This is a genomic window from Rheinheimera riviphila (assembly GCF_004005945.1).
Taxonomy (GTDB): Bacteria; Pseudomonadota; Gammaproteobacteria; order Enterobacterales; family Alteromonadaceae; genus Pararheinheimera; species Pararheinheimera riviphila.
In genome coordinates, this window is record NZ_SACS01000003.1 from 189,125 (window position 1) to 202,938 (window position 13,814).

12 protein-coding genes are annotated in these 13,814 nt (G+C 50.8%); 6 read left to right on the top strand and 6 right to left on the bottom strand.

The genetic code is table 11. The features are described from left to right. Positions 1 to 2 precede the first annotated feature (2 nt). The 5 genes from EOE67_RS04610 to apbC form a co-directional block, all read right to left on the bottom strand. Positions 3 to 581: a glutathione S-transferase family protein gene (locus tag EOE67_RS04610; RefSeq protein ID WP_127697872.1), complete on the bottom strand. Its 579-nt coding sequence runs from the start codon at positions 579 to 581 to the stop codon at positions 3 to 5. 139 nt (positions 582 to 720) lie between these two features. After that, complete coding sequence (locus EOE67_RS04615; protein ID WP_127697873.1) at positions 721 to 2,517, bottom strand: DUF3300 domain-containing protein; 1,797 nt, start codon at positions 2,515 to 2,517, stop codon at positions 721 to 723. 83 nt (positions 2,518 to 2,600) lie between these two features. Continuing rightward, positions 2,601 to 3,497 carry a DMT family transporter gene (locus tag EOE67_RS04620; RefSeq protein WP_127697874.1) on the bottom strand — a complete coding sequence of 299 codons (897 nt, stop codon included), beginning with the start codon at positions 3,495 to 3,497 and terminating at the stop codon, positions 2,601 to 2,603. Positions 3,498 to 3,786: 289 nt separating this feature from the next. Then, positions 3,787 to 4,377, bottom strand: coding sequence for a dCTP deaminase (dcd, locus tag EOE67_RS04625; RefSeq protein WP_127697875.1), 591 nt, complete (start codon positions 4,375 to 4,377; stop codon positions 3,787 to 3,789). A 1-nt stretch (position 4,378) separates the two neighbouring features. Next, complete coding sequence (apbC, locus tag EOE67_RS04630; protein WP_164852219.1) at positions 4,379 to 5,491, bottom strand: iron-sulfur cluster carrier protein ApbC; 1,113 nt, start codon at positions 5,489 to 5,491, stop codon at positions 4,379 to 4,381. A gap of 172 nt (positions 5,492 to 5,663) precedes the next feature. Between apbC and metG the strand changes: the two genes are divergently transcribed. The 4 genes from metG (at position 5,664) to EOE67_RS04650 (ending at position 10,507) form a co-directional block, all read left to right on the top strand. Then, positions 5,664 to 7,742, top strand: a complete 2,079-nt coding sequence (gene metG, locus EOE67_RS04635) for a methionine--tRNA ligase (RefSeq protein WP_127697876.1) — start codon at positions 5,664 to 5,666, stop codon at positions 7,740 to 7,742. Positions 7,743 to 7,885: 143 nt separating this feature from the next. Then, positions 7,886 to 9,325 (top strand): MFS transporter, encoded by a 1,440-nt coding sequence (locus EOE67_RS04640; protein WP_127697877.1) that lies wholly within the window; start codon positions 7,886 to 7,888, stop codon positions 9,323 to 9,325. 58 nt (positions 9,326 to 9,383) lie between these two features. Next, a complete protein-coding gene (locus EOE67_RS04645; protein ID WP_127697878.1) occupies positions 9,384 to 9,755 on the top strand; it encodes an MbcA/ParS/Xre antitoxin family protein in 372 nt (123 codons plus the stop codon). Then, positions 9,752 to 10,507, top strand: coding sequence for an RES family NAD+ phosphorylase (locus tag EOE67_RS04650; protein ID WP_127697879.1), 756 nt, complete (start codon positions 9,752 to 9,754; stop codon positions 10,505 to 10,507). Before EOE67_RS04645 ends, EOE67_RS04650 begins: the two co-directional genes overlap by 4 nt. 7 nt (positions 10,508 to 10,514) lie before the next feature. Here the strand turns inward: EOE67_RS04650 and EOE67_RS04655 are convergent, their stop codons facing one another. Then, on the bottom strand, positions 10,515 to 11,552 hold the full coding sequence (locus tag EOE67_RS04655; RefSeq protein ID WP_127697880.1) for an NAD(P)H-quinone oxidoreductase: 1,038 nt from the start codon (positions 11,550 to 11,552) through the stop codon (positions 10,515 to 10,517). 227 nt (positions 11,553 to 11,779) lie between these two features. On the opposite strand from EOE67_RS04655, the gene EOE67_RS04660 reads away from it, so the two are divergent. Further along, positions 11,780 to 12,970, top strand: coding sequence for a class I SAM-dependent rRNA methyltransferase (locus tag EOE67_RS04660; RefSeq protein WP_127697881.1), 1,191 nt, complete (start codon positions 11,780 to 11,782; stop codon positions 12,968 to 12,970). A gap of 209 nt (positions 12,971 to 13,179) precedes the next feature. Next, positions 13,180 to 13,749, top strand: a complete 570-nt coding sequence (locus EOE67_RS04665) for a YceI family protein (protein WP_127697882.1) — start codon at positions 13,180 to 13,182, stop codon at positions 13,747 to 13,749. Positions 13,750 to 13,814: the final 65 nt, after the last annotated feature.

A 13,814-nucleotide genomic window follows, 5' to 3' on the forward strand; every position in this document is an offset into this window, starting at 1 on the left:
TACTAACCTGCCAATCTTGGATCGGTCTGGGCGACGCCAGCCCGATCCTTGGTCACCTGCATAAATTGTTGTAACGCCGGGTATGGCATCAAATCGGCTAATTGCCGGAATTCCACCCAGTCCAACAAACAATACAAACTAATTGCCAGATAATCCCAGTCCGCAAACTGCCCTACGACCGCCTCTTGCTCCAATACTTGCAAAGTGCCGGTAACCCGCTCATGTTGCAGATTAAAAAACAGCTTATCGCTTTGAGTATCAAAGCCACTGCGTTGACACAATAACAGCTCAACCAGCGAATCGTTGACCGCGTTAATCATCGTCAGCCGGTTTTCATCGGCCCAGCTCAGCACTGGCAATTGCAGTTTTTGACACAAATAGCGAAAAATTACACCCGAATCAAAAATCACCAGCTCGCCGTCCTGCAACATCGGTACTTTGCGCGTTGGATTTAACTGCACAAGCGTTTCCCGACCGGCCGTTTCAAAAATATTCAGACTGATAAATTCATACGGCTGAGCAACCAGCAACAATCTTAAACGACGGACAAAGGGTGAGGACAACGAACCGTATAGCTTCATTTTAACTCCAGTAAGCGGCTGCAAAGTCAGCAGCATACACGGCTTTAAATGCAAAAAACCACTGCTTTTAGGCAGTGGTTTTTCGGGTACACTGTGTGACGCTTATGCTGTTGCAACAACCACGTGTTCAACAGCCAGGCTATTCAATTGAGCCACGGCTTTCGGACGTCCGTTGCCGCTGCTGACGGCCGCTATCATGCCGACCTGCGTCGTGGCGCGATACATCGTGCTGGCGTTGTGGCCGGTCAAATTGCCTTGAAGCCTGAAAAGACGGTTGTGGACGTTCAATGGGCCGCGGTGCTTCATAGGCTGGCTCAGCGCGTTCGATTGGTCTTGGAGCTTCATACACTGGCTCTTGCCGTTCGATAGGTCTTGGCGCTTCGTACACCGGCTCTTGCCGCTCGATAGGTCTTGGCGCTTCATACACCGGACGCTCCTGCCGCTCGATGGGTCTTGGCGCTTCGTACACCGGACGCTCCTGCCGCTCGATAGGCCTTGGTGCGTCGTAAACTGGCCGTTCCTGCCGCTCTATCGGTTTTGGTGCCTCGTAAACCGGCCGTTCCTGCCGTTCAACCCGCGGAGTTTCATACACCGGACGCTCACGTCGGATTGGCTCTGCCGTATCGATGGCTGGTCGCTCAACAGATTCCACCCGTTCAGGTGCGCTATAAACTGAACGCTCCCGTGTCGGTTGATCGCTGTTCAAAGGTTCTGTTTGCTCAATACGCCCACGCATCTCACGGCTATTATCCTGATGGCGACCGGCATCTACATTAATTTGGCGCTCGGCAGCCGGATTTTCGGCTTGCTGGCCATTGACGACATCCAGTTCACGGCTTCGCTGCTGATGCCGTTGCGGATCGCCTTCCCGATGCTGGCGCAACCGATCGCGATCGATGTCAGTGCCAGAGCGCTCATGATTGATCACTGTCGCCCGTTGCTGCTCCGGGTACTGTTCACGAACCCGGCGATCTTCCGGCACGCTGATATTATTGCGCTGGCGCTGATCTGCCGCCCAACGGCGCCGCTCACCGACATCGGCTTGTTGATAACCCTGGCCACGCATTTCACGGGTTGGTTGATAACTTTGATGGTACACCACACCATGGCGATGTTTAGGGTTATGGCGCCAGTGACGGCGTTCTTCATGACGTACAATATCGTGATGGCGATGGTAATAATTTGGGCGATGATGATTGATCACCACAATCTGCCGTTGTGGCCAATAAAAAGTCGAGAAATAAAACGCCGACGACACGCGCGCTCCAACTCCCCAATAGACGTAAGAACCACCTGAGTGATAATCCGGATATGGCCAGTGAATAGGTGGATATTCGCGCCACATCCAGTCACCGTACACCACGCGCGTATCGTAAACCGGCACATACACCACTTCCGGCGTGCGAGGTTCAATCACAATCACTTTTTCCTGCCGCTGAACAGTAATGTGTTCCTGGTCTTTTAAGTGACCAGACGCATAAGCGCGTTCCCGCAGCGCCTGCACCGTCGCCATCAGCTGTGCTTCCTGGATCAGGAACGCATCACCGAGTTTTTGGGTCCATTCCAGCTCATTATTCATTTTGGTCAATAGCGGCGGAAAGGCCACGAGAGCACGAACACTGGGATCCCAAGGCTCGTTTTCAGCGGCTTTTAACGCTTGTTCAGATGTCATTGCCGATTGTGCGCTGAGCCAGCGGGTGGCTTTGACAATTTCCAGCGGATAAGTGGCGGCAATTAAGATGTGTGACAACACAGTGTCAGGATAAAGGGCAATGGGCGCCAGCATCTGGTCAAGTTCAGCCTGGCTGAAAGTGACTGCGGCAGCATTGGCCTGAATAGGTGTGCCGGTGTCAGGCGTCGTTTGCGCCGAAACCGCAGTTCCGGTCAGCGCCAGGGCTAAGCTAAAAATTGAGAGGGAAAAACCGACACCGTTCATGGACTACACTCCTCACTGCCTTGGCAGTTTTCAAACTTTTGTTGAAGATGGAACTGGTCCGAAATTGCCAGTGATACTTTTGTTTATACGCGGCGCTGTCTGAACCATTTCTGAATACTGCTACCGGGGTTAAATCCAGTGACTAACGCAGTACCGGTTAACACCGTCAGCGAACCCGCTAAAGTGTGCCAACCAACCTGCTCGTTTAAGAACAACCAACCCCATAACACGCCGAATACCGGGATCAAAAAAGTGACAGTCAAGGTCGAAGTCGCGCCCACTTCCTGCACCAGTTTGAAGTACAACAAATAAGCGACGCCGGTGCAAACGACGCCCAAAGCCAACACGGCCGCCGCAACACCTGGCGTGATGGCTTGTTGTACCGGAAATAATACAGTCACCGGCAACAAACAACACAATGCGCCCCACATACTACCGTGGGCATTGGCAAAAGGTTCTACCGCTTTGGCGCGGCGGGTGTAATGGGTGGCGATGCCATAACAGCAAGCGGCGCTGGCTGCTGCCGCGACGGCCCATAGTGCTCCAGGTTGTAATAACACCGGGTCAAAACCGACCAGAATGGCCACGCCACTGACACCAAGTGTCAAACCTAACAGCACTTTGGCCGAAAGCGGTTGTCGGTAAAACAAAATCCCAATCACCGCGCCCCAAATCGGCGCTGTGGCATTGAGTACCGACAATAACGACGCCGTTAATACGCCCGCGGCATAAGCGAACAGCAAAAACGGCAACGCAGAATTGATAAAACCAAGCTTCAGATAATGCTGCCAATGTTCAGCCAGCAATAGCCGTTTTTTTAGCAGCAGCGCCACCAGCAGTAAAAACAACGCCGCAAACAACACCCGGCCATTCATTAAAAACGCCGGACCAAGCGCTGGTACTGCAATCCGGATAAACAAAAACGAGGCGCCCCAAATGGCGGCTAACAGTAAAAGTCGGGCGATATTCTGTAAGGACATGTCAGGCGGTTCCGCTACTTTGGGGTGAAAACTGCAACCTTATGCAACAGCAGCTGCAGGGTTAAATCGGGTAGTTATGCAAAAAAACACAATAAACAACAAAATCAACTTGCATGAGTTCGCAGATTTATCGCATAATTGCCCTGCTTCATTTTTGCTTTATTGCTTCGGCCCATGCGTTTTGCATGGGCTTTTTCATTTCTGGCACTATGATTTGTGGAGCATGGTTTTTTATGCGCCAAGACTGATACCGGTCAAAAAGCTGATGTCAGTCAAAGATATGACATATTCAGGACTGATCGTCCTGGCCAATCCGACTGGCCACAGCACCGGTTTGCTGCTGATACTTTGCATCGGTTCTTTTGTTATACGGCCGGTCAGCGGCACCACTCATGGTCTCAAAATTCAGCGCACCGATTTTCATCCCTGGCCGCAGCGCCAGCGGTAACCGACCACTGTTATAAAACTCCAGCACGATATTGCCAGACCAACCCGGATCAATGCGGTGCGCCGTCACATGCACCATTAATCCAAGTCGCGCCAGGCTTGAACGCCCATCTAACCAGCCGACGATATCCGCCGGTAAAGTCACTGATTCCAGCGTAATGGCTAATGCCAGTTCGCCTGGGTGCAGATAAAATGCCTCGTCATCGTTGAGCACCAGCTCATCACTCATTACCGAATCAAGTGCCGCCTGCACTTCTTCGCGTGGTCCGCTTAAATCGATAAAAGGTGCGGCATAGGCAGTAAAACTTCTGAATTTATGGCCAAGGCGGATATCCACACTGACACCGCTGATCATGTCTTGCTCTGGCATCGGCTCGATGCAGATTTTCCCTTCACTCAGATACCGTTCGATATCGCGGTCACACAGTCTCATGTTAATCGTCCGTCATGATAATTTGGGGTTGTTGTTCGCTGATTTTTTTACCGCGCCAGTATAAAGCGAAGATCACTTGTCTGGCTATTTTCCGATAAATATCAGCACATTGCTTATTTTCTGGCTGACTGATCGCCGACTGATCGCTTTCGTCTAAAGCAATAGGACGGCCGTTGTCGCTATGTTCGCGAATGGCTTTGAGCAACGGCAGCTGCCCCAGTACCGGCACCTGATAACGTTGCGCCAACTCAACACCACCGTTAGTGCCAAAAATGTCGTCAATCTGACCACAGCTGCTGCACTGGTAATAACTCATGTTTTCAACCAGACCCAACAGTGGAATATTCACCTGATTAAACATGCTGATGCCTTTTTTGGCATCGGCCAGCGCCACGTCCTGCGGTGTAGTCACCACAATAGCGCCAGCGACAGGTAACTTTTGTGCCAGCGTCAGCTGAATATCACCGGTGCCTGGTGGCATATCGACCACCAGATAATCCAGTTCCGGCCACTGGGTTTCATTGATCAGCTGTAACAGCGCTTGACTTGCCATCGGGCCACGCCAAACCGAGGCCGCTTCGGGGTCCACTAAAAAACCAATCGATTGCATAAAAATGCCAAATTTATGCTGCGGTAATAAGTGTTTGTCATCGGGAGAAGTGGCTTTTGCGCCATAAAGTCCGAGCATGGTCGGAATGGATGGACCGTAAATATCAGCATCCAGTAAACCGGTTTTGGCGCCTTCTTGCGCCAGACTCACCGCCAGATTCACCGCAGTGGTCGATTTACCAACGCCGCCTTTACCGGAAGCGATCAGAATAATTTGTTTGATGTTGCCGATGGTCGTCGGCAGTTGATTCAGCGCACTCAGTTCCAGTTGGCCGTGAAAACCGACTTCGTTGAGTTGCTGTAATAATAAAGGTGCTATTGATTGGGCAGCGAACGGCAGCTGCAGTTTTAACATATCGCCTGCTGTTTTTTGCTCCAGTTGCAGATCCAGCAGCAACTCACCCAAGGCAACCGGCAGTTCATCGGTCTGAAAATTCTGGATCACGGCGAGCTGTGCGTCGGTGATCGTTGCGGTTTTTGTTTTATTTTTCCACCAACCAAACATCTGTTTAACTCCGCAGGGTCAAAAATCAGGAACTCATAATTCAGGTGCTCAGGCTGCAAAACGCCACAGAGAAAAACACCATCAGCACCTTCTGTGGGGTGCGCTTTAACGGCCGTTATTGTATCATGTTGTTATCTCTTTTCAGTTATTTATGCACGCAGAGCCATTTTTGATGACCCAACGTAAAATTTTGATCACCAGCGCCCTTCCTTATGCCAACGGCCCAATCCATTTAGGCCATTTACTGGAATATATTCAGACTGACATCTGGTCACGTTTTCAGAAAAGTCGCGGTCATCAGTGTTATTACGTTTGTGCTGATGACGCGCATGGCACGCCAATTATGCTCAAAGCGCAGCAGCTTGGTTTAACGCCAGAGCAAATGATTGCTCAAACATCCGTTGAGCATCAGGCTGATTTTAAAGAATTTCTGATTGGTTTTGATAATTACCACAGCACGCACAGCGACGAAAACCGCGCTTTTGCCAGCGAAATTTATCAAAAACTCGATGCCGGTGGTTACATCAAACGTAAAACTATCAGCCAGCTGTTCGACCCGGAAAAACAAATGTTCCTGCCGGACCGCTTTGTCAAAGGCGATTGCCCTAAATGTGGCGCTTTGGATCAAAACGGTGACAGCTGTGATTCCTGCGGCGCCACGTACAGCCCGACTGAACTGAAAAACCCACGCTCTGTGGTGTCTGGCGCCACGCCGGTGCTGAAAGATTCCGAACACTACTTCTTTGATTTACCAGCCTTTGAGCAAATGTTGCAAGACTGGACCCGTGGCGGCTCGCTGCAAAGCGAAATGGCCAACAAACTGCAGGAGTGGTTTAAAGAAGGCTTGCAGCAGTGGGACATCAGCCGCGACGCACCCTATTTCGGTTTTGAAATTCCAGGCGCGCCGGGCAAATTTTTCTACGTTTGGCTCGATGCCCCAATCGGCTATCTGGCGAGCTTTAAAAACCTTTGTGATAAAACCGGTATCAACTTCGACGACTTCTGGAAACTCGATTCTGACGCCGAGGTGTATCACTTTATCGGTAAGGACATTATTTATTTCCACAGCCTGTTCTGGCCAGCCATGCTGGATGGTGCCGGTTATCGCAAACCAAGCAGCGTATTTGCCCATGGTTTTGTCACCGTCAATGGCGCAAAAATGTCGAAATCACGTGGCACTTTTATCAAAGCCCGGACTTATCTCGATAATTTAAACCCAGAATATCTGCGTTATTACTTCGCCTCGAAATTAACCTCAGGCATCGTTGATCTGGATTTAAACCTGGAAGATTTTTCACAAAAAGTGAATGCCGACTTAGTCGGTAAAGTGGTGAATATCGCCAGCCGCTGCGCCAGCTTTATCAGCAAAAAATTCGACAGCACTTTATCTGCCGACATCGCCGAGCCTGAACTGTTGGCCGAATTTGTCGCCCAAGGTGAAAGCATCGCCGCTTCGTTTGAACAACGGGAATTTGCCCGCGCCATCCGCGACATTATGGCGCTGGCCGATAAAGCCAATCAGTACATTGACGCAAAAGCGCCGTGGGTACTGGCCAAAGATGAAACCAAACAAGTCGAAACCCATCAGGTGTGTTCGATGGGCATTCACCTGTTCCGCGTACTGATGCATTATTTAAAGCCGGTGCTGCCGGCGATGGCGATTGAAGTGGAAGCCTTTTTAAATAGCGAACTGCGCTGGGATAACTACCAAACCGCACTCATCGCCCATCGCATCAATGTGTTTAAACCATTGATGCAACGGGTGGATCCGGTCAAAGTCCAGGCAATGGTTGATGCTTCAAAAGAAAACCTGCAAGCCAGTGCTGAGCCGGTAAAAGTGGCTGCAAAAACTACGGCCAAATCAGCAAGCAATGCGGCGGTCGTGGCCACAGAAAGCACAGCAACTGGCTTTGAACCACTGGCACCAACCATCAATTTTGATGATTTCGCCAAACTCGACTTACGGGTGGCGCGGATTGTCAGCGCTGAGCATGTTGAAGGCGCAGATAAGCTGGTGAAACTGCAACTTGACCTTGGATTTGAAACCCGCCAGGTGTTTGCAGGGATTAAATCTGCATATGAACCCGCTGATTTAGTTGGCCGTTTAACGGTGATGGTCGCTAATTTAGCGCCGCGCAAAATGCGTTTTGGCATGTCCGAAGGCATGGTGATGGCGGCGGGTCCTGGTGGTGCCGATATTTTCCTGCTAACGCCGGATGATGGTGCAACGCCGGGTATGCAGGTGAAATAACAATCCTGTAACCTATTGATAGAGTACAGCGATAACAATCTGAGGTTCTATTGTTATCGCTGATACAACGGCTATCAGGCCGTTGGTTTGATTGAATTTTTAAGTTGAGTTTCTACTTCCCACGACAGGCTTAAGGACAGCAGATGTCTGCCACTATCCGCTCATTTTCTTCATTGTATTTAGCCACTTTACTGATGGTATTGGCGGCAGGTTTACTCACCACTTATCTGGGCTTGCGCCTGGCCGCTATTGACGTCTCCAAAATCTGGATTGGCGGCATGATGTCGGCTTATTATCTGGGCTTGGTGGCAGGTTCAAAAATTGGCCATAAACTGATTGCCCGCGTTGGCCATATCCGGGCTTTTGTTGCCACCGCCGGTATCGTTACCGCTTCGGCGCTGGGGCATGCGCTGGTTGATGATTTAAACATTTGGCTAGTACTGCGGCTGATGGTTGGTATTTGTATGATGTGCCAGTACATGGTGCTGGAAAGCTGGCTGAATGAACAAGCCGACAGCAAAAACCGTGGCACTGTGTTCGCCAGTTATATGATTGTTTCTTATCTCGGCTTGGTGCTTGGCCAGGGTGCGATGAGTTTAAACCCGGAACTGACGATTAAACCGCTGATTTTAGTCGCCATGTGTTTTGCACTTTGTATAGTCCCGCTGGCGCTAACCCGCAGAATTCACCCCCATCCAATGCGCCCTGCGCCGCTGAAAATTAAAATATTCTGGCAAAAAGTGCCGCAATCGCTGACCACCATTGCCATGGCGGGCATGATTGTCGGTTCGTTTTACGGCCTGGCACCGGCCTTTGCCGCCAGCCAGGGCATGAATACCGAGCAAGTTGCCGCTTATATGGCAGTGACAGTCGTCGCCGGTTTATTGGCGCAGTGGCCGATGGGTAAATTATCCGACCGCGTACGCCGCTCCAGGCTTATTCGCACCAATACCGTTTTGCTTGGTTTATTGGTGCTGGCGATGGCAATTTTGCCCCTTTCGGGCACTTTGCAGCTGGTGTTTACTTTCTGCTTTGGCATCCTGGCTTTTACCTTGTACCCGCTTGCGACAGCAATGGCGAACCAACATATTGAACAGGATGAACGGGTTGCGTTATCAGCCACCATTCTGCTGACCTTTGGTTTAGGCGCCAGTACCGGCCCGCTGATTGCCTCTGCTTTTATGCAATTTGGCGGCAGCCGCATGCTGTATGCCTTTATGGCGCTGGTGGCAGCTTTGTTATTTGTGCGACTCACGCATGTGAACTATCAACAAAAACAACAGGATAAAGCGCAGCCGAAGGACTATGTGATGGCATCGGGTGATTTGGTGTCATCGCCATTGGCAGCGGCGTTGGATCCACGTGTTGATCAAGCAACAGCGCAGCAGCAACTGATGGCCGAACCGGCAGACGCCATGCCGGAACCAGGGCAAGGTTTACAACAGGAACTGCAGTTTGATCCGGAACCGGTAACGGCGGACGCCGTTGATCCCGATCTAACCACCGATCAAACCACCGAGCAAACAGCGCAGCAGCTCGCAGCTGATGTTGGTGCGGTGAAAGACCAGACCGGCACCACCTGATCTTGTGCATAATGCACATATGCTGCATAATTTGTGCAAATGCAGCAGGAGGTCCGTTATGTCAGCCATTGCAATCGCCAAACCCAGCGCCGATTTAGTGCTCGCCAAAGCCGTACTGAATGCCAGTCAGCAACTGGGGTTAACCCAGACCGAACTGGCGGCCGTACTGGGTGTGCATCGCACCGCCATCAGCCGCTTAAAACAACAATTATCACTTTCCCCCACTTCCAAACAAGGTGAACTGGCGCTGCTGCTGGTGCGGCTGGCCAGAGCTTTGTATGCCGTCACCGGCGGTGACGAAAGCTGGATCCGCCATTTTATGCAAAATCCCAATCAAATTACCGGCGATATTCCGGCCAAACAAATTCAGTCGATTGCCGGTTTAATGACGGTGGTGCAATTTTTGGATGCGATCCGGGGCAAAGTGTGAGTCTGTGGCAACAATGTCAGGGCGAACATCAGATCAAACCGCTGCAAGGCATGCTGCTACGGCTGGTTGAAAGTCAGGAACAAATTGCCACTTTAGGTTACGTCGACACGCTGGAAGAACAGGCGTTACTGGAAACTTTACTGGACGACACCAAACCCAATTATCCGGCGCATTGTCAAAATCTGCATTATTTACTAAAAACGCCATTTCGCTACCCACCGCTGAAATGGGGCTCGCGTTTTGGTCAGGTGCATGAACCCGGCATTTTTTATGGCGGTGGGACGCTGAATGTCACACTAGCCGAAGCCGCATATTACAGATTGTTGTTTTGGGACTCGATGTCCGGCACTGCGCCCAAAGCGCAAATTCAGACGGCCCACACCATGTTTTCAGTCCCTTATCAAACTGAACGCGGTATCCAATTACAACAGCCGCCTTTTGACACAGTCGCAGCCATTATTACCGACCGCAGTCACTATCAGGCGACGCAGCAACTTGGCAAAGCGATGCGTAGCAGTGGCATCGAAGCCTTTGAATACCCATCAGCCCGCGATCCGAATTCTGGCATTTGCATTGGTTTATTCAGCGCCCTGGCGTTAGCCAGCAAACAACCTGCTGACTTATCCGCCTGGTGGTGTGAAGTCAGCCAGCAAGGTGTCAGTTTTAAAGCTGCCAATCAAAGTCAGATTTACCACTTTGCCCGCAGCTTGTTTACCGAGCAGGATCAGTTGCCACAGCCAGCCACGGCTTGAATGTGCGTTATTCACTCGCCGCGATTTTCAGCACCAATTTGCCGGTCACCGCATTACTGGCCATCAGTTGATGCGCCACCGCAGCGTCTTGCCAGTCAAATACCTGCGCCAATACTGGTTTGATCACCCCCTGCGCCAGCGCCTGCCCAAACTGGCTGATAAAATCGCGACATAACTGCGATTTGTAATCGTCCGAGCGATTGCGCAAGGTCGAACAAATCAGCTGGCCGCGTTTTTTAAACATCAACGCCAGATCCAAAGGCGGTACCGTGCGCCCGCCCATCATCGCCAGCACCACAATCCGGCCATCGAGCGCCAGTAGCTGTAAATCTTTGCTGATATAGTCCGCCGCCACCGCATCAACAATCACATTAAAACCTTGCGGGCGAAATTTTTGTAACTCACTGACAAAATCCTGGGTTTTATAGTTGACGCAAATATCAGCGCCTAACGCATAACAATCCTGCGCTTTGCTATCCGAACCAACGGTCACCGCCACTACTGCGCCTAACTGTTTGGCCAGCTGAATACCGGCCGTGCCGACGCCGCTGGCACCAGCGTGCAGTAGTACAGCGCCATTTGGCTTTAAATCACCAATATGCAGCATCGCCTGAAATGCGGTTAAAAATACTTCTGCGGTTGCAGCTGCTTCAACATCACCTTGCACTTCGCTTTGAAATAACAGATGGTCCTGCTGCAGCACGGCATATTCGGCATAACCGCCACCAGGCACCAAGCCAAACACTTTTTTGCCGATAAGGCTGCTATCGGCTTCGCTACCAACCGCAACGATAGTGCCGGCGACTTCCAGGCCGAGAATTGGGCTTTCGCCCGGCGGTGGCGGATATACACCGGCGCGCTGGGCTAAATCGGCGCGGTTGACTCCTGCTGCAGCCACTTTCACCAGCACTTGTTGCGCCGATGGCGGTGGTAGAGGGATCTCGACGAAGTGAAGATCGCTGTTTGGGCCTGGATTGATGACATCAATCGCCCGCATCAGCATTGGCAGATTTGGATTTAGTGATTGCTCAGTGGCTTGGCTCATCGGAATGTCCTGAAATCTAAAAAACTCACCTTAACGCATCGAAGCCTATTGCGACAATCCAATCACAACTCAGAATTTCTGCCTGACTGTGCGGCAAAACTATGCAGGAAAGCACCGCTGAAGTCACCGCAACTGACAAACAGCCCCCCAAATCATAACTTTCGCTTTAGCTTTGACGCTTCACACACTAAAATGCGCGTCTTTCCCGCCAACACAGAAGCAACGCCATGACCTCCAGTATTATTTTACAAGCCGACCGTGATAAATCGTTAAAACGCCGCCATCCATGGGTGTTTTCCCAAGCGGTCAAACAGGTGCATGGCACACCAAACTCCGGCGATACGGTCGATATCGTCACGGAAAAAGGCGAGTTTGTGGCTCGTGGCGCTTATTCACCCAATTCGCAAATCCGCGCCCGCGTCTGGACCTTTGATCAAAACGAAGTGATCGACGCCGACTTTTTCCAACGTCGAATTCAACAAGCCTGGGCCGTCCGCCAGCAATTATTCGATTTAAACCAAACCAATGGTATCCGGGTGGTTGCCGCTGAGTCGGATGGTTTGCCGGGTGTGACCATCGATTTGTACGCTGATGTGTTGGTTTGTCAGTTACTGAGCGCCGGTGCCGAGCGTCAGCGTAAACACATTATCGCCGCCTTAAAACAACTGTTTGCCGGTTACAGCATTTACGAGCGTTCTGATGCCGACGTGCGTAAAAAAGAAGGTTTAGAGCCAAAAACTGGTTGGTTACATTTGCCGCGTGAATCCGGCGAAGTGGTGATTAAAGAAAATGGTCTGAATATTCTGGTGGATGTGATCAACGGTCACAAAACCGGTTTTTATCTCGATCAACGCGACAGCCGCGCCGCTGCTGGCCGTTATGCCAAAGGCAAAAATGTGCTGAATTGTTTCAGCTACACCGGCACTTTCGCTTTGTCTGCCCTGCAAGGCGGCGCGAATCATGTCACCAACGCTGATTTATCCGATTTGGCATTAGAAACAGCCACCCGCAATGCACAACTGAATCAGCTGCATTTATCACAACTCACCAACACCAAAGCCGATGTGTTTAAACTGCTGCGTCAGTATAAAGATCAGGGTTTACAGTTTGATATGGTGATTTTGGACCCACCAAAATTTGCTGAAAACAAAAGTCAGTTAGTTGGCGCTTGTCGTGGTTATAAAGACATCAACCGCCTGGCGATGCTGCTGGTCAAACCTGGTGGCTTGCTGTTGACCTTCTCGTGTTCAGGTTTGATTGAAGAAAGTCTGTTCCACAAAGTAGTGGCCGATGCGGCGCTTGATGCCAATCGCGGTTGTTTGTTTATCGAGCGGTTAAGCCAGGCCACCGACCATCCAATCGCCAGTTTTTATCCTGAAGGCCATTACCTGAAAGGCTTGGTTTGTTTGATCCAATAATTGCTTTTTTCAATCAATGAATTTCCAACGCCATCAGCATTTCAGCTGATGGCGCTGTTAGCTCCGAAAGCCAATCCTGTCCGTTTAGTCGCTTTAATTCCGCCATTTAACACAAAGCCGATATGAAAGTTCCGATTTTCACTGGTTGCAGTCAGCATGCTTGGTTATGATAGGCTTTTGCTTTTCCCGAACTTTCAACAGGAGTTGATATGCGTTTATTATTCGCCGCCGTTGCCCTTACTACCGCTTTTGCCAGCCAGGCCGCATGGCAACTGGATCCAGCACAATCACAATTGCGTTTTGTGTCCGTGAAAAATGGCGTGGTGGCTGAAGTGCATAAATTCAGCCAGCTGTCGGGAAGCTGGGTCGACGATGGCAAAGTGTCGGTGCAAATTCCGGTCGCGACCATCGACACGCTGATCCCGATCCGCAATGAGCGGATGCTGGAACATGTGCTGAATGCCAAAACCTTCCCGACGATCAGTGCCAGCGCGATGATAGCCCCCAAGCTGCTGTCAGATTTAATGGTTGGCGCCAGCATGCAGCACAGTACTGAGCTGAGCCTGACGTTATTAGATCAGACGCAGACCTTACCGGTACAATTAACTTTGACTAAACTGGCCGATGGCAAAATTCAGGCTTCGACCACAGCGCCGGTGCTGGTGAACAGCGCTTCGTTTAAGCTGGACACCGGTGTGCGCAAGCTGCAGGAAATCGCCAAGCTCAATGACATTAGCTTAATGGTCCCTGTGACTTTTAACGTGGAATTTAAGCGTTAAGCACCCAACATTCACAGCTCTAAAATGCATAAAGGGACAGTCATTGACTGTCCCTTTGTTATTTA

Coding starts and splice junctions, on each gene's coding strand:
- EOE67_RS04610 (WP_127697872.1), bottom strand. CDS start 581: ATGAAGCTATACGGTTCGTTGTCCTCACCCTTTGTCCGTCGTTTAAGA.
- EOE67_RS04615 (WP_127697873.1), bottom strand. CDS start 2,517: ATGAACGGTGTCGGTTTTTCCCTCTCAATTTTTAGCTTAGCCCTGGCG.
- EOE67_RS04620 (WP_127697874.1), bottom strand. CDS start 3,497: ATGTCCTTACAGAATATCGCCCGACTTTTACTGTTAGCCGCCATTTGG.
- dcd (WP_127697875.1), bottom strand. CDS start 4,377: ATGAGACTGTGTGACCGCGATATCGAACGGTATCTGAGTGAAGGGAAA.
- apbC (WP_164852219.1), bottom strand. CDS start 5,491: ATGTTTGGTTGGTGGAAAAATAAAACAAAAACCGCAACGATCACCGAC.
- metG (WP_127697876.1), top strand. CDS start 5,664: ATGACCCAACGTAAAATTTTGATCACCAGCGCCCTTCCTTATGCCAAC.
- EOE67_RS04640 (WP_127697877.1), top strand. CDS start 7,886: ATGTCTGCCACTATCCGCTCATTTTCTTCATTGTATTTAGCCACTTTA.
- EOE67_RS04645 (WP_127697878.1), top strand. CDS start 9,384: ATGTCAGCCATTGCAATCGCCAAACCCAGCGCCGATTTAGTGCTCGCC.
- EOE67_RS04655 (WP_127697880.1), bottom strand. CDS start 11,552: ATGAGCCAAGCCACTGAGCAATCACTAAATCCAAATCTGCCAATGCTG.
- EOE67_RS04660 (WP_127697881.1), top strand. CDS start 11,780: ATGACCTCCAGTATTATTTTACAAGCCGACCGTGATAAATCGTTAAAA.
- EOE67_RS04665 (WP_127697882.1), top strand. CDS start 13,180: ATGCGTTTATTATTCGCCGCCGTTGCCCTTACTACCGCTTTTGCCAGC.